26 protein-coding genes are annotated in these 25,691 nt (G+C 66.7%); 10 read left to right on the plus strand and 16 right to left on the minus strand.

Annotation, left to right across the window (positions count from 1 at the left end; translation table 11 throughout):
* Positions 1-186: 186 nt before the first annotated feature.
* Positions 187-1,026, minus strand: coding sequence for a LysR family transcriptional regulator (locus tag ACFJGT_RS07295; RefSeq protein ID WP_377847363.1), 840 nt, complete (start codon positions 1,024-1,026; stop codon positions 187-189).
* A gap of 112 nt (positions 1,027-1,138) precedes the next feature.
* Between ACFJGT_RS07295 and ACFJGT_RS07300 the strand changes: the two genes are divergently transcribed.
* From ACFJGT_RS07300 to parC, 3 genes are all read left to right on the plus strand, one after another.
* Complete coding sequence (locus ACFJGT_RS07300; RefSeq protein WP_377847365.1) at positions 1,139-1,522, plus strand: tautomerase family protein; 384 nt, start codon at positions 1,139-1,141, stop codon at positions 1,520-1,522.
* A 240-nt stretch (positions 1,523-1,762) separates the two neighbouring features.
* Positions 1,763-2,524: a DNA repair protein RecO gene (gene recO, locus ACFJGT_RS07305; protein WP_377847367.1), complete on the plus strand. Its 762-nt coding sequence runs from the start codon at positions 1,763-1,765 to the stop codon at positions 2,522-2,524.
* A 122-nt stretch (positions 2,525-2,646) separates the two neighbouring features.
* A complete protein-coding gene (gene parC / locus ACFJGT_RS07310; RefSeq protein WP_377847369.1) occupies positions 2,647-4,893 on the plus strand; it encodes a DNA topoisomerase IV subunit A in 2,247 nt (748 codons plus the stop codon).
* Positions 4,894-5,050: 157 nt separating this feature from the next.
* Here the strand turns inward: parC and ACFJGT_RS07315 are convergent, their stop codons facing one another.
* The 12 genes from ACFJGT_RS07315 to hemB form a co-directional block, all read right to left on the minus strand.
* Positions 5,051-5,650 (minus strand): outer membrane protein, encoded by a 600-nt coding sequence (locus ACFJGT_RS07315; protein WP_377847371.1) that lies wholly within the window; start codon positions 5,648-5,650, stop codon positions 5,051-5,053.
* A gap of 91 nt (positions 5,651-5,741) precedes the next feature.
* Positions 5,742-6,731: a DUF2336 domain-containing protein gene (locus ACFJGT_RS07320; protein WP_377847373.1), complete on the minus strand. Its 990-nt coding sequence runs from the start codon at positions 6,729-6,731 to the stop codon at positions 5,742-5,744.
* Positions 6,732-6,919: 188 nt separating this feature from the next.
* On the minus strand, positions 6,920-8,281 hold the full coding sequence (locus tag ACFJGT_RS07325) for a PepSY-associated TM helix domain-containing protein (RefSeq protein WP_377847375.1): 1,362 nt from the start codon (positions 8,279-8,281) through the stop codon (positions 6,920-6,922).
* A gap of 36 nt (positions 8,282-8,317) precedes the next feature.
* Entirely contained in the window at positions 8,318-8,686 is a 369-nt protein-coding gene (locus ACFJGT_RS07330) for a hypothetical protein (RefSeq protein ID WP_377847377.1), read from the minus strand.
* Between the two features lie 80 nt (positions 8,687-8,766).
* Positions 8,767-9,963: a UxaA family hydrolase gene (locus tag ACFJGT_RS07335; RefSeq protein WP_377847379.1), complete on the minus strand. Its 1,197-nt coding sequence runs from the start codon at positions 9,961-9,963 to the stop codon at positions 8,767-8,769.
* Positions 9,960-10,274 carry a UxaA family hydrolase gene (locus ACFJGT_RS07340; RefSeq protein WP_377847381.1) on the minus strand — a complete coding sequence of 105 codons (315 nt, stop codon included), beginning with the start codon at positions 10,272-10,274 and terminating at the stop codon, positions 9,960-9,962. Before ACFJGT_RS07340 ends, ACFJGT_RS07335 begins: the two co-directional genes overlap by 4 nt.
* Before the next feature lie 30 nt (positions 10,275-10,304).
* The gene (locus tag ACFJGT_RS07345; RefSeq protein WP_377847383.1) at positions 10,305-10,952 is read right to left on the minus strand and encodes an RraA family protein; all 648 of its coding nucleotides are present in this window, start codon (positions 10,950-10,952) and stop codon (positions 10,305-10,307) included.
* Positions 10,953-11,065: 113 nt separating this feature from the next.
* Positions 11,066-11,830, minus strand: a complete 765-nt coding sequence (locus ACFJGT_RS07350) for an arginyltransferase (RefSeq protein ID WP_377847385.1) — start codon at positions 11,828-11,830, stop codon at positions 11,066-11,068.
* Positions 11,831-11,945: 115 nt separating this feature from the next.
* Positions 11,946-12,419 (minus strand): RDD family protein, encoded by a 474-nt coding sequence (locus tag ACFJGT_RS07355; protein WP_377847387.1) that lies wholly within the window; start codon positions 12,417-12,419, stop codon positions 11,946-11,948.
* Positions 12,420-12,475: 56 nt separating this feature from the next.
* A complete protein-coding gene (locus ACFJGT_RS07360; protein ID WP_377847389.1) occupies positions 12,476-13,720 on the minus strand; it encodes a threonine ammonia-lyase in 1,245 nt (414 codons plus the stop codon).
* Positions 13,721-13,761: 41 nt separating this feature from the next.
* On the minus strand, positions 13,762-15,141 hold the full coding sequence (locus tag ACFJGT_RS07365) for a branched-chain amino acid ABC transporter permease (protein WP_377847392.1): 1,380 nt from the start codon (positions 15,139-15,141) through the stop codon (positions 13,762-13,764).
* Between the two features lie 142 nt (positions 15,142-15,283).
* Positions 15,284-16,333, minus strand: coding sequence for a porphobilinogen synthase (gene hemB, locus ACFJGT_RS07370; protein ID WP_377847394.1), 1,050 nt, complete (start codon positions 16,331-16,333; stop codon positions 15,284-15,286).
* A 217-nt stretch (positions 16,334-16,550) separates the two neighbouring features.
* On the opposite strand from hemB, the gene ACFJGT_RS07375 reads away from it, so the two are divergent.
* From ACFJGT_RS07375 to ACFJGT_RS07395, 5 genes are all read left to right on the plus strand, one after another.
* Entirely contained in the window at positions 16,551-16,895 is a 345-nt protein-coding gene (locus tag ACFJGT_RS07375) for a hypothetical protein (RefSeq protein ID WP_377847396.1), read from the plus strand.
* 84 nt (positions 16,896-16,979) lie between these two features.
* Positions 16,980-18,035, plus strand: a complete 1,056-nt coding sequence (locus ACFJGT_RS07380; RefSeq protein ID WP_377847398.1) for an enoyl-CoA hydratase/isomerase family protein — start codon at positions 16,980-16,982, stop codon at positions 18,033-18,035.
* Between the two features lie 2 nt (positions 18,036-18,037).
* A complete protein-coding gene (locus ACFJGT_RS07385; protein WP_377847400.1) occupies positions 18,038-18,478 on the plus strand; it encodes a DUF6163 family protein in 441 nt (146 codons plus the stop codon).
* A 375-nt stretch (positions 18,479-18,853) separates the two neighbouring features.
* Positions 18,854-19,366, plus strand: coding sequence for a transcriptional regulator LdtR (ldtR, locus tag ACFJGT_RS07390; protein WP_377847403.1), 513 nt, complete (start codon positions 18,854-18,856; stop codon positions 19,364-19,366).
* A gap of 304 nt (positions 19,367-19,670) precedes the next feature.
* Entirely contained in the window at positions 19,671-20,915 is a 1,245-nt protein-coding gene (locus ACFJGT_RS07395; protein WP_377847405.1) for a murein L,D-transpeptidase, read from the plus strand.
* An 81-nt stretch (positions 20,916-20,996) separates the two neighbouring features.
* Here ACFJGT_RS07395 and ACFJGT_RS07400 read toward each other — a convergent pair whose 3' ends face one another.
* Positions 20,997-21,347 (minus strand): hypothetical protein, encoded by a 351-nt coding sequence (locus ACFJGT_RS07400; protein ID WP_377847407.1) that lies wholly within the window; start codon positions 21,345-21,347, stop codon positions 20,997-20,999.
* Positions 21,348-21,404: 57 nt separating this feature from the next.
* Entirely contained in the window at positions 21,405-22,667 is a 1,263-nt protein-coding gene (locus ACFJGT_RS07405) for an MFS transporter (RefSeq protein ID WP_377847409.1), read from the minus strand.
* A 68-nt stretch (positions 22,668-22,735) separates the two neighbouring features.
* On the opposite strand from ACFJGT_RS07405, the gene ACFJGT_RS07410 reads away from it, so the two are divergent.
* Both ACFJGT_RS07410 and glyA read left to right on the plus strand, forming a co-directional pair.
* On the plus strand, positions 22,736-23,200 hold the full coding sequence (locus tag ACFJGT_RS07410) for a helix-turn-helix domain-containing protein (protein ID WP_377847411.1): 465 nt from the start codon (positions 22,736-22,738) through the stop codon (positions 23,198-23,200).
* A 121-nt stretch (positions 23,201-23,321) separates the two neighbouring features.
* Entirely contained in the window at positions 23,322-24,620 is a 1,299-nt protein-coding gene (gene glyA, locus ACFJGT_RS07415; RefSeq protein ID WP_377847413.1) for a serine hydroxymethyltransferase, read from the plus strand.
* A gap of 31 nt (positions 24,621-24,651) precedes the next feature.
* Here glyA and ACFJGT_RS07420 read toward each other — a convergent pair whose 3' ends face one another.
* Entirely contained in the window at positions 24,652-25,626 is a 975-nt protein-coding gene (locus tag ACFJGT_RS07420; RefSeq protein WP_377847415.1) for a hypothetical protein, read from the minus strand.
* Positions 25,627-25,691 lie beyond the last annotated feature (65 nt).

Consider the following 25,691-nt stretch of genomic DNA (forward strand, 5'->3'; position numbering starts at 1 on the left):
TGCTGGCACCACCCTTGTCATTCCGGGGCTTCGCGTAGCGAAGAACCCGGAACCCACAACTGGGTGAGACATCCGGTGTTCGGTCGTGAGTGGCTCATCCGGTCGTGGGTTCCAGGTTCGCGCCTGCGGCGCGCCCCGGAATGACAAAGGGGGTCTGAGGTCGCTGCGAGCGGACGTTGCCAGCCGCTACCCCCGGAACGCCGCCGCCAATTCGCGCACGAAAGCGCCCGCCCGCGGCGTGGCGACATTGCTCCTGAGCACGACCTGCGATCCGCCGAGCGAGGGCAGGCCCCAGGCGGGCCCGATATCGATCGTGCCTGCCGGCGCGATCCGCGCGGCCAATGGCGAGACGCCGAGCCCGACCTGAATTGCGGCTGCGACCGCCGCCATGCCGCCGCCGACGAAGGCCTCGCGCCAGGCGATGCCGGCGCGGTCCAGCGTATCCATACTGTGTCGGCGCAAGCGGCATTCGGCGACGAGGCTGACGAGCGGCACCGGTGCATCGGCCTGCCGCACGAGACCGGGCGCCGCGAACCAGCCGACGGCATCGTCGCGCAGCACTTCGCCGGTCCGCCCTGCCGCAAGCCGGCGCACGATCACGACGTCAAGCTCGCCGCGCTCGAACGCCTCTTCCAGCATCCGTGACGGCTCGATCCTGAGATTGATGACGATGCCGGGGTCATGGGCGGTGAGACGCGCCAGTACGGCCGGAACCTCGGCGCCGACAGCCTGCTCGCTGATGCCGACCGCGATATGCTCCGGCGTCACGGTAAAGGCTGCGAGCGCCTTGCCATGGGCAGCCAGCAACTCGCGCGCGGCGGGCAGGAAGCGCTCGCCCTCTGCCGTTAGTCGCACCAGCCGGGGATGGCGCTGCAGCAGCAGCCGGCCGAGTCCGTCTTCGAGCCGCTTCACCCGCGTGCTGACCAGCGATTGCGTCGTGCCGAGCGCCTCGGCGGCGCGGGTGAAGCTTTTCAGCTCGGCTGCCCGCAGGAAGGAGGCGACGGCGTCGATGTCCAAGGTGTTCATACATCATGATACCATATCATTGATATCGTCATAGATGCGATTTTAAGATCGTGAGAAGCGGCCTATGGTGTTCTCCAACAGGCGCGGTTGCGCCTCGATACGGAGACAGACCATGCCCCTGATCAGGATTTCCATGCGTCGCGGCCGCCCGGCTTCCGAGCCGGCCGCCATCATCGATGGCGTCTACAAGGCGCTGCGGGAGACCTTCGAGGTGCCGGAAAAGGACCTCTTCGCCGTCGTCCACCAGCATGACGCCGGCGAGTTCGTCTTCGACGCCAATTATTTCGGCTTCAACCGCAGTGACAGGCTGGTGATCATCCAGCTCACCGTCGCCAATACGCGCGGCGTCACGCAGAAGAAGAAGCTCTACGCTGCGATCGTCGAGAACCTGATGAAGGAGCCGGGCCTGAAGCCGGACGACATCTTCATCAACCTCGTCGAGGTCAAGCGCGAGGACTGGTCCTTCGGCGGCGGCATCGCGCAGTACGTGGCGTGAGGCGGCCACCTGTTCACTTCCCGCGCCGTCATCCCGGGCGACCGAAGGGAGACCCGGGATCCATGCCGGAGCCTATCCGATAAAGGCTCAGGCATGGATCCCGGATCTCCGCTTCGCTCCGTCCGGGATGACCCGCGGTTCCAAACAAGGCCGGGAGCCGAACCAGTTGGGCCGTCGTCCGATGGCCGGCAGCGCGCATGAAATTGCGGCGCCGCGCGTCACGCCCTAAACCCTCTCCTCATGGAATGGACCGACGAGGGCACGATCATCGGCCTCAAGGCTCATGGCGAGAGCGCCGTGATCCTGGAGGCGATGACGCGCGAGCACGGCCGCCATCTCGGCCTCGTCAGGGGCGGGCGCTCCGCCAAGGCGCAGGCCTCGCTCCAGCCCGGTAACGCCGTCTCGCTCACATGGCGCGCCCGGCTCGACGAGCATCTCGGCGAATACAAGGTCGAGCTCCTCACCTCCCATGCCGCCCGCCTGATCGCGGCGCCGGTCGCGCTTTACGGGCTCGGCACGATCGCCGGCCTGTTGCGCCTGCTGCCGGAGCGCGATCCCCATCCCGGCCTCTATGAGGGCCTCTCCGTCCTTGTAGCCCATCTCGACGAGGCTGAGATGGCGCCGGCTCTCATCATCCGCTTCGAGCTGGCGATGCTGACCGAATTGGGCTTCGGGCTCGATCTCGCGCGCTGCGCCGTCACCGGCTCGCCGGACGATCTCAGCCATGTCTCGCCCAAATCCGGCAAGGCGGTCAGCCGGCGGGCGGCGCAACCCTATCTTGACCGCCTGCTGAAGCTGCCGTCCTTCCTGGTCGAAGGGCAGGGCGGGCGCCGGCCGTCGCCGGCGGATATCCTCTCGGGCTTCGCCCTGACCGGCTTCTTCCTGCGCCGCCATATCCTCGATCCGCGCGGCCTGCGCGAGCCGCCGGAGCGGGCGCGACTGGTCGAAATGGCCACGCGGGCCGCGGCGAATGCGCCGCCCGGCGAATCATCCACCGCCTAAGCGCGAAAAGGCCGTCCCTGCGTTTGCGCCGGGGTCTTCGTACCTGCATTGTTCTGGCGGGCTGATTCGCGCTGTGCCATAGAGACCACGCGAATTCTGGACAAGACGAGGGCTGACGCAGCATGGGCAAACCGGTCGATCCGCCGCCGGAAGACGAGTCCGAGCGCATCGATCTGAAATCGGCGCTCGAAGAGCGCTATCTCGCCTATGCGCTCTCCACCATCATGCACCGCGCCCTGCCGGATGCGCGCGACGGCCTGAAGCCGGTCCACCGCCGCATCCTGCACGCCATGCGGTTGCTCAGGCTCGATCCGGGCCAGGTCCACAAGAAATGCGCCCGCATCGTCGGCGACGTCATCGGCAAGTTCCATCCGCATGGCGACCAGTCGGTCTACGACGCGCTGGTGCGCCTCGCGCAGGATTTCGCCCAGCGCTATCCGCTCGTCGACGGACAGGGAAATTTCGGCAATATCGACGGCGATAACGCCGCCGCCTACCGCTATACCGAAGCGCGCATGACCGAGGTCGCGCGCCTGCTCCTCGACGGGATCGACGAGGACGCGGTTGATTTCCGCGAGACCTATAACGGTGAGGACGAGGAACCGGTCGTGCTCCCGGCCGCCTTCCCGAACCTGCTCGCCAACGGCTCGCAGGGCATTGCGGTCGGCATGGCGACCTCGATACCCCCGCACAACGCGGCCGAGCTCTGCGACGCCGCGCTCTACCTGATCCAGCACCCGGAGACCTCCTCCGAGCAGCTCATGACCTTCGTGCCCGGCCCGGATTTCCCGACCGGCGGCATCATCGTCGAGACCCGCACCTCGATGGCGGAGACCTACCGCACCGGCCGCGGCGCCTTCCGCACCCGCGCGCGCTGGGTGAAGGAGGATCTCGAACGCGGCGCCTGGCAGATCGTGGTCACCGAGATCCCCTACATGGTCTCGAAGGGCCGGCTGATCGAGAAGATCGCTGAGCTGCTCAACGACAAGAAGCTGCCTCTGGTCGCCGACCTGCGCGACGAGTCGGCCGAGGATATCCGCATCGTCATCGAGCCCCGCGCCCGCAATGTCGATCCCAACCTGATGATGGAATCGCTCTTCCGGCTCTCCGAGCTCGAAGCGCGCATTTCGATGAACATGAACGTGCTGACCGGCGGGCTCGTGCCGCGCGTGCTCAGCCTGGCCGAGGCCCTGCGCGCCTGGCTCGACCATCGTCGCGATGTCCTGCAGCGGCGTTCGCGCTTCCGGCTCGGCCAGATCGACAAGCGCCTGGAAATCCTGCGCGGCCTGTTGATCGTCTATCTCGATCTCGACCGGGTGATCAAAATCATCCGCGAGGAGGACGAGCCCAAGATCGAACTGATGCGCTATTTCGAGCTCACGGAAATCCAGGCCAACGCCATCCTCGACACGCGCCTGCGGGCGCTGCGCAAGCTCGAGGAGATGCAGCTCAAGACCGAGCTCGACGAACTCACCAAGGAGAAGGAACAGGTCGAAGGCCTGCTCGCCTCCGAGGCGACGCAGTGGAAGACGATCGCCTGGGACATCCGCCAGGTGAAGAAGACCTTCGGTCCGGAAACCGCGATCGGCAAGCGCCGCACCGATTTCGCCGACATGCCCGAGACGACCGATATCGACCTGACCCAGGCCATGGTCGAGCGCGAGCCGGTCACGGTCGTGATCTCGAAGAAGGGCTGGATCAGGGCGCTGAAGGGCCATGTCCAGGACAAGTCGAGCTTCTCCTTCAAGGGCGACGACGCGCTCCAGACGGCCTTCTTCACCGAGACCACGGCGAAGGTCCTGGTGCTCGCCTCGAACGGCAAGGTCTTCACGCTGGATGCCTCGAAGCTGCCGGGCGGCCGCGGTTTCGGCGACCCGCTCCGCCTGATGATCGAATTGGAGGAGACGGCCGAGATCGTCTCCGCCTTCCCCTATAAGCCGGGCTCCAAGCTGCTGATGGTGACGAGCGAGGGCAGGGGCTTCGTGGCACCGGCCGACGATGTCGTCGCCAATACCCGCAAAGGACGGCAGGTGCTCAATGTCGATGGCACGCATGTCGCGGTGCTGGCGGTGCCGGCCGATGGCGACCATGTCGCGATCATCGGCGAGAACCGCAAGCTGCTCTGCTTCCCGATCTCGGAAGTGGCGGAGATGGGCCGGGGCAAGGGCGTGCGCCTGCAGCGCTACAAGGATGGCGGCCTCTCGGACGCCAGGACTTTCAACCTCGCTGATGGCCTGACCTGGCTCGATACCTCCGGCCGGACCTGGACGGTGACGCAGGCCGATCTCCTGGAATGGCTCGGCCACCGCGCCGAAGCCGGCCGCCTGCCGCCCAAGGGCTTCCCGAAGAGCAATACGTTCGGAGGGTAAGAGCCTGGCACGCGCGTCATGCTCGGGCTTGACCCGAGCATCTCTTGACCAGCGCCTTCTCCGCAGGAGATTCCCGGGGGCAAACCCGAGAATGACGCCAGATCAAGGGCTTGCCGCAAAAACCGGAATCAATCCCGCAGCCGCCTGAATCAAATCCTCAGCGGATTTCCCGCCCGATGATGCCGGCTTCGAGCCCGATCGTGAGCTTGTCGGTGACGGCCCACTGGACGCCGGCCCGCGCCTCGGGCCGCACCGCGATGCTGCTGCGGCTGAACGGCGAGGAGAAGTCGGTCGCGCCGAAGCGCCAGGTCTCGTTGGCCGCGCTCATCCCGACCGTCGTGTAGAGCAGCACGTCCGGCGTCACCAGCACGCCGGCCTTGACCTTGAAGGCGCCGGCGAAGTCGCGGGTATAGGCGACGTTGCCGAAGCTCGGGTAGCCGTAGCCACCTACAGCCGGCATGTAGTCGATCGCGCCGGCGATGCCATAGACGAAATTGCCCTCGCGCAGCATCGTGCCCGCCTCCAGCCCGATCGTCGGGCCGGCGCTGGTGCGCATATGCTTGCTGCTGGTGACCTGGAAGCCCGATGAGATGCGGGCATAGGACCCCTCCCATTTCGGCGAGAGGCTGGGGCGGTCCCATGCGAACGATGGCAGCGGCGCAAAGCCGGACAGAGGCAGGATCGCTTGTGCCTGCACTGACGCGCTCGCGCCGAGCAGGGCTGCGAACGTCGCGGCGGAAAGAAGCGGAAATCTCACGTCGAAAGCATCCTCGCGACAGCGCGCCCCGTCGGAAGCTAGCATGGAGCGGGGCGAATGTCGCGGTTTTGTGGCCGAGCTCGGCTGCGCCTCAGGCGATCTTGGTCCTGAGCTTGAGGAAGCGCAGCGTCCGTTCTGCCGTTGCGAGATCGAGCTTGTCATAGGCATCGACATCGTCGTCGACGTCGCGCGAGGAGAAATAGAGCCGCCGCGCCCGCAATTGCAGGATGGCGCGGAAGGCGGTCGCGCCGATGCCGAGCGAACGGCAAGCAACGGCTATGCCGCTGGAATCGCGCTGCATCAGCACGCGCAACGCCTGTTCGATCGAGATGCCGGAGATCTCCGCCAGCACCTGCGAGAGGTGATAGGCGCGGTCCTCGTCGGCGAGCATGATCAGCACGTCATCGACCTCGCGCACCTTGGCGGCGAGGTCGGAGAGCAGGAGCTTGACCTCCAGGCGCTGCTGGCGCGCCTGCCGGGCCAGGGAGACGCTGGCGTCCGTGGCGGGCGCGGCGCTGCCGCCATCGGAGAATTGCTCGACGATCCTCAGTACGCGCTGGACGCGGTTCGGCGCAAGATCGGAGCGGCGGGCAAGCGCGCCGGTGATGGTGGCATCGCCCTCGCCGCGTTCGAGCAACCGGTCGAAGCCGCGATCCGAGAAAGCCGCGCCTTCATTGGCGCTGACCGTATGCAGCACTTTCTGGTCGCCGCGCTCGACAAGGATGTCGGTAACGCCCTCGGAGAGGCGCGCGCGCTCGGCGATGGCGACGAGATGCTGCTGAGATTGGCTGACCGCGATGGCGGCGAGGTCGGTATCGGTCAGGACCGGGGACAGCGAGAGCACCAGCCGCGCGACCTCGGCATTGCTGTCGCCGCCGAGCGTCACCGCGACGTTATGCGGCAGGGTCGGCATGGCCGCGACGCGATCGGCATAGCCCTTGCGGTCCTCGTCGCCGAGATGGCCAAGCGAGCCGGCTGCGATCTCGCCGTAATGCTCCTTCACGGCCTCGTTCGGGTCGTTGTCGAGCAGGAACAGGTCCGTGACGGCATGGAGAAGCTGCCGGCGCGAATCCGACGACATGTCCGCCGGCATTCGGGTCAGGTTACGCAGCATGAGGGCCCCCACGGCAAAGCAATGGCGGCACTCTGCGCAGGTCCGGCTTGATTTACTCTTAAGGCGATAACGTTCTTTTCTGGACAACGGGGCAATGACGCCCCGTTGTCCAGTCCGTGGGTAGCCTGCTGCTCGGGTGAGGCAGGCTTCTCAATTTATGCACTCATAGGTTGCAATTTTCTTACCAGCACAGCGTCGATCATCACCATGACGATGAGCGACAGCCCGACGAGCGGAAACACGAGCCCGCCGACGGCAAGCAGGGCGACGACGACGCGGAGCGTCGCCTTCTCCGCCGGCAGTGGCGGCACGCCGAGCGACCCTTGCGGGCGGCGCTTCCACCACATCACCAATGCCGACACGCAGAGCAGGACGATGGCAAGGCAGGCGGCGAGCATCACCAGCTGGTTCGCCAGCCCGAATTCCTGGCCCATATGGACGTTGATGCCCCATTCCAGCGCTTTGCCGAGTGGGCCGTAATCGGCATAGCTCATGTCGATCAGGGGCTTGCCGCTGTACTGATCGAGATGGATGACGCGCTGAAGCGCCATGTCCTTCGGATAGACCGAGCCGGTATAGACGCCGCCCGGGCCGCCGGGGAGATTGACCGCATAGCCGCGGGCCAGCCCCAGCCGATCGAAGGCCGCGACGGCTGCATCCAGGCCGATCGGCTCGCCGCCTGCAGCTTGCGATGTCGGCAGCTTCGCCTGTTCGAGGGACCATGTCGTCGGGGCGACATGGCCGAGATGCTCGTCCGACATCGGCACGGCGACGCGGACCCCGGCGGGGTAGCCGAAATTATGCCCGTTGGCCCATTGGTTGACCTTGTTGCCCCACAGCACCGACCAGGGCATGCCGGTGATCGCCAGGAACAGGATGAAGCCGCCCGCGACGAGCCCGGTCACGGCATGGAGATCGCGCCAGAACACGCGCTGGCGCGGCTTGCCCCTCACCGTGACCACGCCGCCGCTCTGCTTGCGTGGCCACCACAGATAGAGGCCCGTCAGCACCAGCAGGATCGCCCAGCCGCCGGCGATCTCGATGACGCCATTCGCGATCGGCCCGAAATAGGCCAGGCTGTGGACCTGCCGGATCACCCACATCACCGTGCCCTTGTCGGGGATCTGGCCGAGCACGCGGGCGTCGTAGGGATCGACATAGACCACCATCCGGGTTCCTGCCGCGTCGCGGATCGTGACCTCGGCCGAAGCGGTGGCAGTTTCGGGCGGGATGTATTTCACGGCCTGACCCGGGAAGGCCTTCGCGGCCTGCGCGACGATCTCGCTGGGCGGGCGCTCGCGCGTCGCGCGGGCCTCGACCCGTTTGACGTCGCGATGGATCAGGCCGTCGATCTCGGCGCGGAACAGGTAGAGCCCGCCGGTCACCGCCAGCAGGATGAGGAAGGGCAGGGTGATCAGTCCGGCATAGAAATGCCAGCGCCACACGGCGCGATAGAGCGATGCGGCAGATCGGACCGCGCGTTCGGGCGCGGCTGCTGCCGTTGAGACGGTTGTCATGGAAAAATCCTGGTCTGAGCTGAAGGGAGAAGGGCTTCAGGCCAGGACAGGGGGAGCGCGGGCGCCGAGCGGGTAACCCGGTGCGGACGGGGACGAGACTTGCTTCCCCGGCAGATTGCCGGAGAAAGCGAGCACCGGCGGACGCGCGACGAGGATGGTGGCGGGGGATGTCGGCGGCAACGCGATCGCTGCCGAGAGGCAGAGCGTCGCGCAGCAATCAGGCAGCTTCGCGCTGCCGCTGTCTGGCGCCGGATCGAACGGTGCCGTCTGGCCGGGCGCGCAGAGTGGGTGGACCAGGCCGGACGAAGGCTGCGCCGACAATCCGGCCGCAAGTGCGATCAGCGTCGTCTGCAGGACGAGGACATAGACGGCGACGAGCGTGATCACGCTCCTCCGCCAACTCATCTGTCCTCTCGCCCTTGTCATGGACCGACGCTTAGCCAATCCGCTCGACTGGCGGAAGCGGCTTCGTGACGCGCCCTGACTTACGCGGGCAGGCAGGCGGGGCCGAGCGGCTCGAAGCTCTTGTAGGTCAGGATGAATTCCTGATGGCCGAGCTCTTCCGATTTCGTCCGCCCGCCCTGGCCGAGCGAGACCACGAGATCGCGGATCTCGGTGCCGACTTCGTCGAGCCCGGCGCGGCCTTCGAGGATGCGGCCGGCATCGACATCCATATCCTCCGCCATCCGGCGATAGGTCTCGGGATTGGCGCAGATCTTCACCACCGGCGAGATCGCGGAGCCGACGACCGAGCCGCGCCCCGTCACGAACAGCACGCAATGCGCGCCGCAGGCGATCAGTTCGGCGATCTCGGCATTGTCGTTGATGTTCGGGAAGCCGAAGCGGACCTCGCCATCCGGCACGACATCGAGCAGGTAGAGCCCGCCATGCGGCGGCACGTCGCCAGGCTTGATCAGGCCGGAGATCGGCGAGGCCCCGGACTTGGCATAGGCGCCCATCGACTTCTCCTCGATGGTCGAAAGCCCGCCCTCGGCATTGCCGGCGGCGAAGGAGCCGTAGCCCAGCGTCGCATAATAGCGCGCCGCCTTGGCCACGGATTTCTCCAGTTCGGCGCCGAGTTCGGGCGTGATCGCGCGCGCCGCCATGATGTGCTCGCAGCCGATCAATTCGCCGGTTTCCTCGAAGATGCAGGCTGCGCCTTCCGCGATGAGCTGGTCGAAGGCGCGTCCCGCCGCAGGGTTTCCGGTGATGCCGGAGGTGCCGTCCGAGCCGCCGCAGACCGTGCCGACCACGAGTTCGGAGACCGCCATCGGCACGGTCTCCTGCGCGTCGAGCAGGTTGCGCTGCTCCTCGACCCAGGCGCGGCCCTCGCGGATCGAGGCGCGGGTGCCGCCGGTGCCCTGGATGATGATCGTCTTCACCGGCCGGCCGGAGGCGCGCACCGCCCGCTCCAGCGCGTATTTGTTGAAGCTCTCGCAGCCGAGAGAAACCAGCAGCACCGCCCCGACATTCGGATGGGTGCAGAGCTGCTCCATCATCCGCTCGGCATAGGGGTTGGGGTAGCAGCCGGGAAAGCCGATGGCGTGGACACCTTCCTCGCGCCAGGGCAGGGCGATTTCGCGTGCGACATGGTGGGCGCATTCGACGAGATAGGCGACCGCGACGGTGTTGCGGATGCCCTTGCGCCCGTCGGACCGGAGATAGCCGCGCATCGTGCTCATGCCGAGGCTCCCGCCTTGCGTTCGTCTTCGAGATGATAGGTCGGCGTGTAGTCGCTGCGCATGTTGTGGACATGGACATGCGCGGCGGGCGCGATCGCCTCGGTCGCGACGCCGATCGGCGCGCCGTATTTCAGGATCTTCTCACCGGCGGCAATCGAGCGCCGCGCGACCTTGTGGGCGAGCGCGATGTCGCGATCGAGCGCGGCGGGGCCGGTGCCGGTCTCGACCATCTCGCCGGCTTTCAGCCGGACCCGCGCGACGAGAACGTTGTCGCGCGGATCGAGCAGGATGAGGCGCGGATCGTGGGTCATGAGGAGCCGCCCTTCGAAGGAGGGATCGCGTCAGAACTTGCCGTATTGCAGATAGGCCTGCTGCGGATCGGTGCCGGCGAGGATTGCGGTGCGGACCTTGTTCTCGGCGGTGATCGCGGTCTCGGATTTCTCCAGAACCTCCTCGATGATCTCGGCGGGGATGCGGACGACGCCGTCGCGATCGGCCAGGATATAGTCGCCCGGCCGGATCCAGACCTCGCCGATCTTGATCGGCTCGTCGACCGCCTTGGGCAGCCAGGCGCCGACGATGTCGCGCGGCGTATAGGCCTTGAAATAGGCCTGGAAGCCCATCTCGACCATGAATTCGGTGTCGCGCGACAGCCCGTCGATGACGCAGCCGCGCACGCCCTTGTTCTTCAGCGTCTCGGCCGAGAGTTCGCCCATCAGCGCGATCTCGTTGGTATTGGGCTGGCAGACCCAGACATGGCCGGGTTTGGCGGCCGAGAGCAGGCCGGTCCAGCCCAGGAGCGTCTCATGCGCATCGAATTCGCCGGTCTTGCCTTCGACCGTGAAGGCCGGGCCGGCCAGCTTCTGGCCGGGCAGGAGCGGGCGCAGTTCCGGCGGCAGGACGAAATCCGTCAGGCCCATCGCCCGCATCGTATCGTGAATGATGCCAGTGTAGCAGCGCTCCAGCCTGTCGGTCAGTTCCTGGCTCATCATTCCTCCGGTTCGGCCCCTGTCGCCTGGCTCTGCCGCCATGGCCGTTGCCGCTACAGTGTCGGGAGGAACGATGCGCGGCAAGCGCATTTTCCGCGCGACGCTGATGCGTTTCAATCGGTTGAATCGTTGCGATCCACGCGCTCCCAGCCTTGCGGCATCAGGCGCTCCTGCGGCAGGAAGCGCGCCTTGTAGGCCATCTTGGGCGAGCCATCGACCCAGTAGCCGAGATAGACATAGGGCAGGCCGAGGCGACGCGCCCGGGCGATATGGTCGAGCACCATGAAGGTGCCGAGCGAGCGCAATTCCAGCCCGGGATCGTAGACCGAATAGACCATGGACAGCCCGTCGCTCAGCGTATCGGTCAGCGCCATCGCGAAGAGATCGCCTTCGCCCCGGCCGGTGAAGCCGGAATCGGGGCCGCGGCGGCGATATTCGATCAGGCTGGTCTCGACATGGGTATCCTCGACCATCATCGCGAAATCGAGCGCCGACATCGTCGCCATGCCGCCATCGGGATGACGTTCGTCGAGATAGGAGCGGAACAGGGAATAATGCTCGGAGCGCGGCCGCGGCGGCAGCGCCTCGCCGATCAGGTCGGTGTTGCGGGCGAGCACCCGGCGGAAGCCGCGCGACATCCGGAAATCATCGACGCGGACCCTGACGGAAACGCAGGAGCGGCAGGTCTCGCAAGCGGGGCGGTAGGCAATGCTCTGCGAACGCCGGAAGCCGCCCTGCGACAGCACGTCGTTCAATTCACGCGCCCGCGAGCCGACGAGATGCGTGAACACCTTCCGCTCCTCGCGCCCGGGCAGATAGGGGCACGTGGTCGGTGAGGTCAGGTAGAATTGCGGGGCATCCCGCAATGGGCGCGTCACGTCGGCAGGCTCCCCGGAAGCTTCCGACTCCCAATGTAACATCGGCCGCACCGGCAACAAGCGCGGCGCGGCCGATCAGACGTGGATTCGCGGTCTTTTGACTTGGCTCAACCGGTCAGGCGCGAACGATGACGAGCCCCGTCAGCAGATCGTGGCCCATGCGCCGGTCCTCGCGGGCAAAGCCGCAGGCGACATCGACGAGCCAGAGCAGGAAGGTGCCGGCCGCGACATAGAACAGCAGCGCATGCACGGCCGCCGCCAACCCATCGGGGCGCCCGCCGGTCGCGGTCTCGACCCTCAGGCCGGCGACGCGCATGCCCCAGGTCGACTGCTTGCGCCCGCCGATCGTCAGCGCGGCATAGCCGAGCGCGGTCGCGACAGTGGCGATCGGGATCAACAGCCAGGTCGCGCCGAAGGTGACGACGCCAAGCAAGCCCAGCAGGAACACGACCAGCCCGCCCAGGAAGAACAGCACGACGATGTCGACGAGCCAGGCGAACAGTCGTGCCCCGAGAACGCCGCTGACGTTCTGGTAGGGACGCGGCTCCAGTGCCGTGATCGGCGGCTGGCCATAACGGGTCTCGCTCATCGGGACTTCAATCCTCCATCGGCGCGCGAAATGCGTGCCCGCTGGATAATGTTTGATCAGCGGGCCGGTTCCGCAAGACCGCGCGGCAGAATCCGTCGCGGCGCGAAGCCGTTTTTGGCCAAGGCATCCTCGATCCCCCGCGAATGCGCCGCCCCGCGCGTCTCCACCGTGACGTCGAGCGTGACGCCCTTGGCCGGCACGTCGAGGAAGAGCCGGCCATGGCTGACCTCGAGGATATTGGCGCCTTCCTCGCCGAGCAGGCTCGCGATCCGGCCGAGCAGGCCCGGCCGGTCGCTGGTGGTCAGGCGGAAGGCGACGATACGATCGTCGCGCTCCAGCTCGCGCACCATGATCGCGGCGAGCAGGCGCGTGTCGATATTGCCGCCGCTGAGCACGAGCCCGACCTTGCGGCCGGCATAGCGCTCCGGCTCCTTCAGCATGGCGGCGAGCCCGGTTGCGCCCGCGCCTTCCGCAAGGCTGTGCTGAAGGCTGGCATAGGCGTTGACGGCGCGCTCGATCAGGTCCTCACCGACGAGCACGATGTCGCTGACGAGGGCCGAGATCACCGGCAGGGTCAATTGGCCGACGGTCTTGACCGCGATGCCCTCGGCCAGCGTCGGCCCGCCGATCGGCTTGTCCTGCTGGTGCACGGCATTGAAGAAGGAGGGGTACAGCGCGGCTTCGACGCCGATCAGGTCGATGCCCGGCTTGATCGCCTTGGCGGCGACGGCGTTGCCGGCCATCAACCCGCCGCCGCCGAGCGGAATGATCAGCATGTCGAGATCGGGGGCCTCCGTCAGCATCTCGCGCGCCAGCGTGCCTTGCCCGGCCATCACGGCGGCGTCGTCATAGGGGTGGACGAAGGTCAGTTTTTCGACGCCGGCGAGTTCATGCGCCCTCTGGCTCGCTTCCGAAAGCGTCTCGCCATGCAGCACGACGCGGGCGTCATGGGCGCGCGTGTTCTCGACCTTCACCAGCGGCGTCGTCTCTGGCATCACGATCGTCGCCGGGATGCCGAAGCGCTTCGCGTGATAGGCGACAGCCTGGGCATGGTTGCCGGCCGACATCGCGATGACGCCGCGCTCGCGCTCGGCCTCGCTGAGCGTCAGCAGCTTGTTGACCGCGCCGCGCTCCTTGAAGGAAGCGGTCGCCTGCATGTTCTCGTGCTTCACCAGCACGGTCGCGCCGGTCAGTTCGGAGAGGCGCGGCGCCGGCACCAGCGGCGTGCGTAGCACATGCCCGGCGATCCGCCCGGCCGCGGCGTCGATATCCTCGGGGGTGATCGCGAAGCTCTCGCTCATGCTCGGGTCTCGATTCCGGTCCGCAGGCGAAGGAGAGGGCCTCACACGCGCCGCGGCGTCAATTCGCCGTCGCCGAAAAAGCCGCCGGGGCGCCAGATCAGCACGATCGCGAGCAATGAATAGACGGCGAGGTCGCGCTGCTCGATCGGCAGTGTCGCCGACCAGATCGCTTCGAAGGCCGCGATGCAGAGGCCGCCCAGCGCCGCCCCGCTGACCGAGCCGATGCCGCCGAGGATCGCCGCGACCAGCGCCTTCAGGCCGAGCGAGAAACCGCCGGCGAAGCCCATGCCGCCGTAGATCGCGGTGACGATGACGCCGGCGATGCCGCAGCAGGCGCAGGCGATGATGACGGAGATATCATGGACCGCGCGGGCATCGACGCCAAACAGAGCGGCGGTCTTCGCATCGTCCGAGACCGCCCGCCAGGCGCGGCCATAGGCCGTGCGCCGGATCAGCAGGACGACGCAGAGGGTGGCGCCGAGCCCGATGGTCGCCAGCGCCAGCGCGAGCGGGTTCAGGGTGACCACGAAGTTGCCGGCATGGGCGAGCGGGATCGGCGTATTGAAGACCGGCGGCAACCAGCGCAGCTCCGGCCCCTGCGCCAGCCGGAGATATTCCGACATCGCGATGGCGAGCCCGATCGTGGCGATCAGCATCTGCTGGCCCGTGCCGCGTTCGAGATGGCGCAGCACGAAGCGCCCCATGGCGAAGCCGTGCAGGGCGCAGACGGCGATCGCGACGGCGAAGGCGACGACCAGTCCCGAGATCGGCGTCGAGACCGAAAGAGAGAGCAGCAGCGCGACGCCGACGACGGAAGCGAGCGCCCCCAGCGCCGCGAATTCGCCGAAGCTCAGGATGATCCGTCCGGTCAGGCCGTAGACGAGCGCATAGGCCGCGGCGAGCATGCCGTAGATCGCGGCCGAGGGCAGGGCGCTCAGGCCTTGCTGCAGGCCGTAAGCGAGGCCGGCGGGAATCGCCGGCAGGCTCTCGGTCTCCGGTTCTGCCGGGTCCGGCGGCGGCGATGCCCGGTCCTCCAGGTAGAAGCGGCGCAGCAGGTAGAAGCTCGCATCGGCCATCGGCCGCCCGTCGGAGGCGATGCCGACCAGTGCGCCGCGGCTCGGCCCGCTGCCCTCGCCGGCAAACAGGCAGTCTATGCTGCGATGGCGCGACAGACCGTCGCCGAGCTGGACCCGGTAGAACAGCCTGAGCGCGCGCGGCACGGGGCCCTTGGTGGTCCGTTCGATCTCGATGCGGGCATTCGGCGGATTGAGCGGCGGGATCGCCTGCCGGCACAGCCGCATCTGGTCGGTATCGAAATCGGCGCCGCAGCCCGCGAGGGCGAGCGTGACGGCAGCCAGAATCGACAGGAGGAGCGGGCGCATGCTGGTGCGACGGTAGCGCCTGCCGGGGCGCGCTGTCATCCCGTGCGCGGTGCAGCGCGAAGCGGTGCGCCGCAGACACGGGACCGCATGACGAGAAGGCGCCTTTTCCGGGGGACGATCCCGCTTCTGCGCAGCAGCACTATCGTGCCGCGGCGCGTGCGGGGTGAAACCCTTGGTTTGCTTACGCGCCGGCCTTCAGCTTCTTCGCCACGCGGGGCGCGAAATAGGTGAGCACGCCATCGGCGCCGGCGCGCTTGAACGCCAGCAGGCTCTCCAGCATCGCCTTGTCGCCGTCGAGCCAGCCATTGTTGGCGGCGGCCATGATCATCGCGTACTCGCCGGAGACCTGGTAGGCGAAGGTCGGCACGCGGAAATGGTCCTTCACCCGCGCCACTACGTCGAGATAGGGCAGGCCGGGCTTGATCATCACCATGTCGGCGCCCTCTTCGAGATCGAGCATCACTTCCGCGATCGCCTCGTCCGAATTGGCCGGATCCATCTGGTAGGTGCGCTTGTCGCCGACGAGCGTGGCATTGGTGCCGATCGCGTCGCGGAACGGGCCGTAGAAGGCCGAGGCGTATTTCGCCGCATAGGCCATGATCTGCACGTCCTCATGGCCATCGCCGTCGAGCGCCGCTCGGATCGCACCGACGCGCCCGTCCATCATGTCGGAGGGGGCGATGACATCGGCGCCGGCATCGGCGAGCGCCAGCGCCTGCCCGACGAGGATCTGGACGCTGGCGTCGTTGAGGACGCGCTCGCCCTCCATCACGCCATCATGGCCATGCGAGGTATAGGGGTCGAGCGCGGCATCGCAGATGATGCCGATTTCCGGCACCTCGCGCTTGATCGCGCGCACGGCGCGGCACATCAGGTTGCCGGTATTGAGCGCCTCGGACCCGGTCGGGTCGCGCAGGGCCTTGTCGACATAGGGGAAGGGCGCGATCGCGGGGATGCCGAGGGCGGCCGCTTCGGCCGCCCGGCGCACGGCCTCGTCGATATTGAGCCGGTCGACGCCGGGCATCCACTCGACCGGCGAACTGGCCTCGCTGGAATCCATCAGGAAGATCGGCCAGATCAGGTCGTCGGTCGTCAGCGCCGATTCCCGCACCAGCCGGCGCGACCAATCCGCCTTGCGGTTGCGGCGCATGCGGCGCGTCAGGCCGAGCGACGGCGTCTCGTCATGGCGGGATTTCGGAGTCGGAAAAGGCCGCACGACCGGGGATTCCATGGCGATTGCCTCAAGCGATGAACTGCACAGGCGCGGTTGTCGTCATGCGGGCGAAACCGGCCGACGCTTTCCTTATCACATCGGAACGATTCCAAAACAGGGCGCATGGTCGCAAGTGTGCTGGCAGGACCGCGGCCGTGGATGGCGGGCATCCCGCCCTTGCCTTGCCCAGCCTTTCGCGACGAAGTCTGCCCTGCCGACCGCAAGGACCTCCCGCGTGCCGAAACCGATCTGGGCAATCGCCCCCATTCTCTGCCTTGCCGCCGGCTCGGCCCTTGCCGAGGTCTCGCGCCGCGACGCCATCGAGGCGCAGACGGCGAGCGCTCTCGCCTCAGCCGACTATGCCCAGCGTCACTGTCCGTCCCTGCGGATCGGCTGGCAGCGCATCGAGCAGAACCTGAAATCGATCAAGGGGACGATCGAGGGCCTGCGCCGCACCGAAAGCTACGAAGAGCAGATCGCGGCCCTGCAATCGGTCGAGAAGCAGCAGGGCCGGGCGATGGTCTGCATGGTGCTGCCCTCCGCCCATGGCGGCTACGGCCGCGGCGTCATCCTGCGCTGATGCGCAGACGGACCGCCGATCCCTCGCGTTGACAAGCCATGCCTCGCCTTCCAGAACCGCTGCCCACGGAGGCCGGATCGGACCATGACCCAGGATCGCGAGATCATCTGCGAGATTCGCGGCGCTGCCGGCGTCGTCGTGCTCAACCGGCCGAAGGCGCTCAACGCGTTGAGCCTCGGCATGGTCCGCGAGCTTGCCCGTGCGCTGGACGCCTGGGAGAACGACCCGCAGGTCACGCGGGTCGTCGTCGTCAGCACGAGCGAGAAGGCCTTCTCGGCCGGCGGCGACATCCGCTGGCTGCATGATTGCGGCAAGGCCGGCCGCCACGACGAGATGCTTGCCTTCTGGGGCGAGGAATACATCCTCAATCACCGCATCAAGACCTATCCCAAGCCCTATGTCGCGCTGATCGACGGCATCGTCATGGGCGGCGGCGTCGGCATCTCCCTGCATGGCAGCCACCGCATCGCCGGCGACCGCTATCTCTTCGCCATGCCTGAGGTGGGCATCGGCTTCTTCCCGGATGTCGGCGCGACCTATGCCCTGCCGCGCCTCGAGGGTGGGTTCGGCAGCTTCCTGGCCCTGACCGGCGAGCGGGTCGGCGCGGCCGATGCACTTTCGTCGGGGTTGGCGACCCACGGCGTGCCGAGCGAGCGCATGGCGGAACTCGCAGACGCGCTGACGAAGCCCGGCTCGCTCGACGACATCCTCGCGGGTTTCACGCTCCAGCGCGGCCCCGGCCCCTTGCATGCAGAGAGGGCGGTGATGGCGGATGCCTTCACGGCCGCGACCCTGCCGGAGGTGATCGCGCGCCTGCGCCGGGCTGCCGAGGCCGGGAGCGCCTTCGCCGGCAAGCTCTTGCAGACCATCGCAGTCAAGTCGCCGACCAGCGTCGCCATCGCCTTCGAGCAGATGCGGCGCGGCGGCGGGCTCGATTTCGCCGAGGCGATGCGCACCGAATACCGCATCGTCTCGCGCATCGCCCGCGGCCATGATTTCTATGAGGGCGTGCGCGCCGTGGTCATCGACAAGGATCAGGCGCCGCGCTGGCGGCCTGCATCACTCGATGAGATCGAGCAGGCCGATATCGACGCCTATTTCGCGTCGCTCGGCGCCGACGAACTGAAGCTGGAGGGCTGAGCTTGGGTTTGGGCGGAAACGGCGAGGCCCTGCGCGGCGGCGGCACGGGCGAGGCCGAAGGCAAGCAGGCGAACCGCTGGCGGCTCGTGCTCGTCTGGTTCCTGCGCCTGCTCTCGGCCTTCTGGCTCGCCAAGGGCCTGACCGCCTGGATGGTGATCTTCGGCCTGCCCGGCAACCCGCAGCCGCCTTTCGAGAACCGCCTGCTGAGCTATCAGGCCATCATCGTCTATTTCGCCGTGATCGATCTCGTGGCCGCCGTCGGGCTCTGGCTGACCTCGACCTGGGGCGGCGTGCTCTGGCTGCTGGCCGCGATCAGCCAGATGCTGCTCGGCTTCCTCTTTCCGCGCTTCGTGCCGATGACGGCCTGGCTCGTCGGCCTCTATATCGGGCTGATCGCGGTCTATTTCCTGGCGACCTGGGCGGCCGAGAACGAGGCCGAGTAGCTGGCGGCGCGCCGGTGGAAGGCGTCATCCCGTGCGCGCCGCAGCGTGAAACGCTGCTGCGCAGACACGGGACCGTCCTCAGGAAAAGGCGCCTTTCTCGTCACGCGGTCCCGTGTCTGCGGCGCACCGCTTACGCGCTGCACCGCGCACGGGATGACAGCGCGGGTTAGCCACCCGACCCTTCGATTGCCCCGAGTCATGGTAAGAATCGCTTTAGCTTAAGCGTTTCTGGCTTCACCTACGATTCACCCAAAGGGGTAAATCCCTGATTCATCCTGATATTTAAACTCGTTTTCATCCGGTCCAGCTTATGGTGTGTTTCAGAAGCGGACCGGGAGACAAATCCTGGCCGACACACAACAGGCGGGATATACCATGAAAGCGAGCGTCAAGACTTCGGATGTTGCCAAGACGAGCGATGCCGACCTCAACGTGAAGCCTCTTTATCTTGAGTCCCTCACGCTGGTGGAGCGTCTGCATCGCCGTCTGCTCGACGTCATCAAGGATGAGTTCGAGCGCCGCGGCCGGGACGACGTCAACAGCGTGCAGGCCCTGCTGCTCTACAATATCGGCGATGCCGAGCTCTCGGCCAGCGAGCTGCGCACCCGCGGCTACTATCTCGGCTCGAACGTCTCCTACAACGTCAAGAAGCTGGTCGAGCTCGGCTATCTCCACCATGCCCGTTCGCGCATCGATCGTCGCTCGGTGCGGATCAGCCTCACCGAGAAGGGCGCCGCCGTGCACGACATCGTGAAGGGCGTCTACGACAAGCACGTCCGCACCGTCGAGCAGATCGGCGGCATCGCAGCCGACGACTTCGAGCGGATGAACAACGCCCTGCTGCGCCTGGAGCGCTTCTGGACCGACCAGATCCGCTACAAGCTCTGAAAAAGCCGCCGTTTTCCGGCGATCGCACATATCCGCCTGCCTGAGCGCGGCTGGGACGATGTCCCGGTCGCGCCGGCGCGTTTTCGGTCGGTGACGGACTGCGGCTGTGGTTTTGCTGCCATGCATGCAGCAAAAGCGGGCCATGCCCTAAATTCGCCTCTGTCATCACGCCTCGTTAACTGTGCTAGGACACCGTCGGCGGCCAAGCAGTTGTCCGTCGCGCCATTGCATCGCCAGCGTCGCCTGTTCCGGCGGCGTTTTCTTGTGGCCGGCGTGCTTGCGTGAAGTCTTGAAGAGGGAAGAGATGTCGCAATTGAGCCTGACCCGCCGCGAAACCGTGCTCGCCCTTCTGTCGGGCGCCGCTACGGCCGCAGCTGCACCGGCGCTCGCCCAGCAGGCCGAGTGGCGCCAGAGCTACGATGCCGGCGCGCGCAATGCCGTGGCGCGCTCCTCGACGCCGATGCTGTCGGCCGAGGCGCTGCAGGCGACCGAGCAGGCGATCGTGGCCTATCGCGACCTCGCCGCGCGCGGCGGCTGGCCCCAGGTTCAGTTGCCTGATCGCATGAGCGTCGGCGCCAAGGGGCCGGGCGTGGTGGCTCTGCGCCGCCGCCTGATCGTCACCGGCGATCTCGATGCCGCGGCCGGCGAGAGCAGCGTATACGACTCCTATGTCGAGGCAGGCGTGCGCCGCTTCCAGTCGCGTGTTGGCCTGTCGACGACCGGCTCGATCAACCGCGCCACCGTCGCCGCCCTCAACGTGCCGATCGATCGCCGGATCCGCCAGCTCGAGACCAATGTCGTCCGGCTGCGCAGCTGGTCAGGCAATCTCGGCGGGCGCTATGTCGTCGCCAACATCCCGGCCGCGATGGTCGAGACGGTCGAGAACGGCCATGTGGCGACCCGGCACGCTGCCGGCGTCGGCAAGATCGACCGCCAGTCGCCCTTGCTCCAGACCAAGATTCCCGAAGTTAATTTCAACCCGACCTGGACGGTTCCGGCCTCGATCATCCGCAAGGATCTGATCCCGACCATGCGCAAGCAGCCGAACTATCTGACCGAGAACAAGATCCGCATCATCTCGCCGAGCGGCGGCGAGATTCAGCCGGCCAGCGTCAACTGGAATTCCGACGAGGCGACGCGCTACACCTTCCGGCAGGACCCGGGCGGCGAGTTCAACTCGCTCGGCTTCGTGCGCATCAATATCCCGAGCCCGCACGGCGTCTACATGCACGACACACCGTCGAAGGGCATCTTCGGCGACGATTACCGCTTCGTCTCCTCGGGCTGCATGCGCGTTCAGAACGTGCGCGACTATGTCGCCTGGCTCCTGAAGAACACGCCCGGTTGGGACCGCGCCAAGATCGACGAGACGATCCAGTCCGGCCAGCGCGTCAACGCCCGCATCGCCGATCCGGTGGCGTGTTACTGGGTCTATGTCACCGCCTGGGCCACGCCCGATGGTGGCGTGCAGTTCCGCGACGACATCTACAACAAGGACGGCCTCGGACCGGCGCCCGTCGCCGCGTTGCAGGGCGAACAGGATATCTGACGCTTGCGGTTCACGCAGGTTTCGAAAAGCCCGCCGGTCTCCGGCGGGCTTTTTTCATGGAACGGAGCCGCTCGGCAGGCGTCAGCGCGTCAGCCAGGATGGCGCGACATAGCCGACGCAGCGCGCTTCGCCCGGGCCCGGATTCATGACCTCGAAGGCCGGAACGGGGCAGTTGTTTCCCGGCGCGGGATTGTTGAGGCCAGAGACATTGCTGTAGCCATCCGGAGACCAGCGATAGACGCTCGTGGACCCGCCCGGATAGTACTGCCTGGTCACCGTCCAGGTCTCGGCTGCCGCTTCCTGGCTCAGCAACGGCATCGACAGGACGAAAGCGCTCGCACCGCCGAGGAAGGCGTTCCTGAGCTGCTTGGAGATCGGCGAAGCCGAATCTGGAACAGGACTCGCGTTCTGTTTTGGGGCGTTCTGTGTCATCGAGAGGCATCCAGTGTTGCGCTAGGTCACACGCAGCAAGCCGCAAGCCATAATTTGTTAACCATTATGGCGGGCGCTCGATGTCCCCGGCAACGCCCTTCGTGCGATCCAGCTCCTCGGGCGAAACGACCTCCCGGACCAGGCCAGAAACGCCGCCAGCGCCATGATCGCGAGCAGCCAGGCGGTGCCGCCAAACAGTGCCCCATAGCCCTGGGCTGCGATCAGCGGCGTGCTGGCCAGTGGCGAGCAGAACTGACCGATGGAGATCGATGCGGTCAGGATGCCTCCCGCCATGCCTCGCGACCGCCGGGGCGCAAGATCGAGCGCCATGGCGACGAAGCTTGGCGAGACCAGCGCGTAACCCGTGCCGATCAGGAGGGCCGCCGCGAACAGCGAGGGCATTGACGCCGAGCGCGACAGGAGCAGGAAGCCCAGCGCCATCGCGGCATAGCCGGCGGCGAAGATGCCCGCGGAGCCGATCGCCCGCCGGACGCGCCGATAGAGCAGGGCGGAACAGCCGCCTGCGATCATCAGCAGGCCGAGCACCGTTCCGGTCATCGCCGCACTCTCATACCCGCTGGCCTCCAGGAAGAACGAGATCTGCGTCGGCATCAGGAAGAAGATCATGTTCGTCAGGCCCTGAAGCAGGACGAGTGCGGCGAGCAGGCTGCGCCAGGACGGATGCCCGTTATCGTCGCTCGCTGGCAGGACGCCCGGTGCGGTCGCGATGCGCGGCGGCTCGACGATGGCCAACCACATCAGCGGCAGGAACACGGCCGCCAGCCCATAGATCGCGAAGGGCAGGCGAGGCGACAGGGTTGCCGCCCAGCCGGCCAGCGAAATGAAGACCAGCCCGCCGAAATTCCGCGCCGAGATCTGTAGGCCGGTGAGCGCGTTGCGGTCATCACCGGTGAAATAGTCGCCGATCAGCGCGGTCTGCGCCGTCATGATCAGCGCGACGGCGATGCCGAGCACGAGGCGGCTGGCGAAGATCGATCGCAGATCGGGCAGGAAGAGCCCGCCGCAGCCTGCGATCACGAACAGCACCACGCCGGCCAGCAGCATCATGCGCCGGCCGATCCTGTCGGCGGCAAAGCCTGCGAGCGGTGCGAACAGCGCGACGCTGAGCGAGGGCGCCGGCACCAGAAGCCGCGTCAGCAGCGCGGCGTTCGGGTCATCAGTGAACAGCCGCTCGATGCCCGGCAGCGCCGGGCTGATCGTCGCATTGGCCATCGTGGTGAGTGAGGCCGCCAGCAGGAGCGCGACCGCGCGCTGGTCCCTCCAGATCGGGCTTTCTCGTGCTTCAGCAAGGCTTTCCATGATTTTTCCTCTTGTCGTTTTCATCCGTCCGGCAGAGCCTACGAATTCAAGTCGACTTGAGGTCAAGTATGCTGTTGCTGGATATCGGAGAGGTCGCGGAACGCTCCGGCGTGCCGGCCTCGGCCCTGCGCTATTACGAGGAGATCGGCCTCATCCGCTCGGAGGCGCGACATGGCCTGCGCCGGCAATACGATCCCGATGTCCTGCTCAGGCTGTCGCTGATCGGGCTCGGCAAGACCGCGGGCTTCTCGCTGGACGAGATCGCCGCGATGTTCGGTGCGGACGGGCAACCGGACATCCCGCGCGAGCAGCTGCGGGCGCGAGCCGACGCGTTGCAGCGGCAGATGATCGGGCTCAGGACGCTGCGCGACGCGCTGCGCCATGTCGCGGATTGCCGGGCGCCGACTCACCTGGAATGCCCGACCTTCCGGGCGCTGCTGCGCACGGCTTCACACCGACCGCTCGCCTACGCGCCGTCTCATCCGAAGAAAGAGAAGAAGCTGCTGCCGAAGCGGCGAAATCCGGACAATTGACGGCCGCGGCGATGCAGCTGTTCCGCCGCGGCATCTATCGCTTGGACAGCCCCCCGCCCCATGATAGGGGAGCCGCGACGAAGCCGGACGCCCACCGGCCGTTGAACTTCAGGAGCCGGACATGACCGACGCCGCGCTGAACAAGCACCTCTCGAACTCCTTCTTCGGCGCCTCGCTGCATGATGCCGATCCCGAGATCGCCCGCGCGATCGACCTGGAGCTTGGTCGCCAGCGCGACGAGATCGAGCTGATCGCCTCCGAGAACATCGTCTCGCGCGCCGTGCTCGAAGCGCAGGGCTCGGTGATGACCAATAAATACGCCGAAGGCTATCCGGGCCGGCGCTACTACGGCGGTTGCCAGTTCGTCGACATCGCCGAGAAGCTCGCGATCGAGCGCGCCACGCGGCTCTTCGGCTGCACGTATGCCAATGTCCAGCCGAACTCCGGCAGCCAGGCCAACCAGGGCGTCTTCATGGCGCTGATGCAGCCCGGCGACACCTTCATGGGTCTCGACCTCGCTGCCGGCGGTCACCTGACCCATGGCGCGCCGGTCAACCAGTCCGGCAAGTGGTTCAACGTCGTCTCCTACGGCGTCTGCGTCGTCGACCAGATGATCGACTACGACGCGATGGAGCGCCTCGCCGTCGAGCACAAGCCGAAGGTCATCGTCGCCGGCGGCTCGGCCTATGCCCGCCACTGGGATTTCGCCCGCTTCCGCGAGATCGCCGACAAGGTTGGCGCCTATTTCATGGTCGATATCGCCCATTTCGCCGGGCTCGTCGCCGGCGGCGCGCATCCTTCGCCGTTCCCGCATGCCCATGTCGTCACCACCACGACGCACAAGACGCTGCGCGGCCCGCGCGGCGGCATGATCCTGACCAATGACGAGGCGATCGCGAAGAAGGTCAATTCGGCGATCTTCCCGGGCATCCAGGGCGGCCCGCTGATGCATGTCATCGCCGCCAAGGCGGTCTCGTTCCACGAGGCGCTGCAGCCGGAGTTCAAGACCTACGCCCACGCCGTCGTCGCCAACGCCAAGGCGCTGGCCGAGACGCTGAAGTCCAAGGGCTTTGACCTCGTCACCGGCGGCACCGACAACCACCTGATGCTGGTCGACCTGCGCTCGAAGAAGCTGACCGGCAAGGCCGCGGAAGCCGCGCTCGGCCGCGCCCACATCACCTGCAACAAGAACGGAATCCCCTTCGACCCCGAGAAGCCGATGACCACCTCGGGCATCCGCCTCGGCACCCCTGCGGCGACCTCGCGCGGCTTCGGCATCGCCGAGTTCAAGCAGGTCGGCGAGCTGATCGCGGAGGTGCTGGACGGCCTCTCGGCCCATGGCGAGGAGGGCAATGCTGCCGTCGAGCAGGCCGTCTCCGCCAAGGTCAAGGCGCTGACGGCGCGCTTCCCGATCTACTGAGGCGGAAGCAGGAAGCCGGTGTACTTCGCGCTCAGGGGAACGTGCCCTTGAGCTCGAACATGATCAGGTTCTCGGTCTGGTTCCCCATATCGGGGCGGTTCTTGCGGCTGAGATCGACGCCGAGCTTCAGGCTCTCCGCGATCTTGTAGGAGGCCGAAGCGCTGCCGGTGACGTTGTCGTCCTTGATATTGGCGGCAACCGACAGGCCGAAACGGTCCTTGTTGGCGCTGAGCCGCAGCGTGAGGTCGACCTTCGGCTTCGTCAGGTCGACCTTGTTGGCCGCGGTCAGGCTGATCACGCCGTATTTCAGCCCGACCTCGCTGGTGATTTCGGGCGCCTTCAGGTTGGCGGTGACGATCTGCAGCGACAGGTCGATCTTGAGCTGCTCCCAGGCGATTTTCCCGGTCACCTTGCCGCCATAGCGCTCGGCCGTCGGGTCGAAGACGATGTTGCCGAGACCAACAGTGACCTGACCGGATTTCAGCGTGCCGACCTTCAGCACCTCGAATTTCAGCTTCTCCAGCTCCCGGATGCCCATGCCGTAGATCGGGCCGGAGGGCTTGGTGATATAGAGCGCGACGCCGGCGCCGACCGCGAGCACGGCACCGACCACATAGAGAACGCCCTTGTTGTGATCGACCCAGACGCCGATCGCCGATGATTTTGCCGCGTCCTCGAAATTCTTCAGCTGCTTCTCCAGCGCCTTGAACTTCGACGATTCCTTGATCTGCTTGAGATATGCCTCGGTCGCGGCTGTTTTGACGCCACCGACGATGGAGGACTGGAGCTTGCCGATCTCCTCGGGCGTCAACTGGGAACTGGCGGTCGGGCTGCGAGATTTCGCGAAGTTCAGGATCGCATTCTCGGCCGCCTTGAGCAGCGCCGGGTTCTTGAAGGTCTGGATGAGGCGCTCGGGTGTTCGGGCGACTTCGGAGTCGAACAGATCGAAAGCCAGCACCACCAGGCCGCCGAACGCGTCGCTCATGTTGTCTTCGTTCTCTGCCATGATAGAAGCTCCGCCGCGCTCGCTGTGAAGGTCGAGTGTTCGTCGCCGTAATGCGCTTCGAGGTT

This window comes from Allobosea sp. UC22_33, from assembly GCF_042700715.1.
Classification (GTDB): Bacteria; Pseudomonadota; Alphaproteobacteria; order Rhizobiales; family Beijerinckiaceae; genus Allobosea.

Excerpts from the sequence above, each read along its gene's own strand:
- ACFJGT_RS07295 (WP_377847363.1), bottom strand. The coding sequence starts at position 1,026 with ATGAACACCTTGGACATCGACGCCGTCGCCTCCTTCCTGCGGGCAGCC.
- ACFJGT_RS07300 (WP_377847365.1), top strand. The coding sequence starts at position 1,139 with ATGCCCCTGATCAGGATTTCCATGCGTCGCGGCCGCCCGGCTTCCGAG.
- recO (WP_377847367.1), top strand. The coding sequence starts at position 1,763 with ATGGAATGGACCGACGAGGGCACGATCATCGGCCTCAAGGCTCATGGC.
- parC (WP_377847369.1), top strand. The coding sequence starts at position 2,647 with ATGGGCAAACCGGTCGATCCGCCGCCGGAAGACGAGTCCGAGCGCATC.
- ACFJGT_RS07320 (WP_377847373.1), bottom strand. The coding sequence starts at position 6,731 with ATGTCGTCGGATTCGCGCCGGCAGCTTCTCCATGCCGTCACGGACCTG.
- ACFJGT_RS07325 (WP_377847375.1), bottom strand. The coding sequence starts at position 8,281 with ATGACAACCGTCTCAACGGCAGCAGCCGCGCCCGAACGCGCGGTCCGA.
- ACFJGT_RS07330 (WP_377847377.1), bottom strand. The coding sequence starts at position 8,686 with ATGAGTTGGCGGAGGAGCGTGATCACGCTCGTCGCCGTCTATGTCCTC.
- ACFJGT_RS07335 (WP_377847379.1), bottom strand. The coding sequence starts at position 9,963 with ATGAGCACGATGCGCGGCTATCTCCGGTCCGACGGGCGCAAGGGCATC.
- ACFJGT_RS07340 (WP_377847381.1), bottom strand. The coding sequence starts at position 10,274 with ATGACCCACGATCCGCGCCTCATCCTGCTCGATCCGCGCGACAACGTT.
- ACFJGT_RS07345 (WP_377847383.1), bottom strand. The coding sequence starts at position 10,952 with ATGAGCCAGGAACTGACCGACAGGCTGGAGCGCTGCTACACTGGCATC.
- ACFJGT_RS07355 (WP_377847387.1), bottom strand. The coding sequence starts at position 12,419 with ATGAGCGAGACCCGTTATGGCCAGCCGCCGATCACGGCACTGGAGCCG.
- ACFJGT_RS07360 (WP_377847389.1), bottom strand. The coding sequence starts at position 13,720 with ATGAGCGAGAGCTTCGCGATCACCCCCGAGGATATCGACGCCGCGGCC.
- ACFJGT_RS07365 (WP_377847392.1), bottom strand. The coding sequence starts at position 15,141 with ATGACAGCGCGCCCCGGCAGGCGCTACCGTCGCACCAGCATGCGCCCG.
- hemB (WP_377847394.1), bottom strand. The coding sequence starts at position 16,333 with ATGGAATCCCCGGTCGTGCGGCCTTTTCCGACTCCGAAATCCCGCCAT.
- ACFJGT_RS07380 (WP_377847398.1), top strand. The coding sequence starts at position 16,980 with ATGACCCAGGATCGCGAGATCATCTGCGAGATTCGCGGCGCTGCCGGC.
- ldtR (WP_377847403.1), top strand. The coding sequence starts at position 18,854 with ATGAAAGCGAGCGTCAAGACTTCGGATGTTGCCAAGACGAGCGATGCC.
- ACFJGT_RS07395 (WP_377847405.1), top strand. The coding sequence starts at position 19,671 with ATGTCGCAATTGAGCCTGACCCGCCGCGAAACCGTGCTCGCCCTTCTG.
- ACFJGT_RS07400 (WP_377847407.1), bottom strand. The coding sequence starts at position 21,347 with ATGACACAGAACGCCCCAAAACAGAACGCGAGTCCTGTTCCAGATTCG.
- ACFJGT_RS07405 (WP_377847409.1), bottom strand. The coding sequence starts at position 22,667 with ATGGAAAGCCTTGCTGAAGCACGAGAAAGCCCGATCTGGAGGGACCAG.
- ACFJGT_RS07410 (WP_377847411.1), top strand. The coding sequence starts at position 22,736 with ATGCTGTTGCTGGATATCGGAGAGGTCGCGGAACGCTCCGGCGTGCCG.
- glyA (WP_377847413.1), top strand. The coding sequence starts at position 23,322 with ATGACCGACGCCGCGCTGAACAAGCACCTCTCGAACTCCTTCTTCGGC.
- ACFJGT_RS07420 (WP_377847415.1), bottom strand. The coding sequence starts at position 25,626 with ATGGCAGAGAACGAAGACAACATGAGCGACGCGTTCGGCGGCCTGGTG.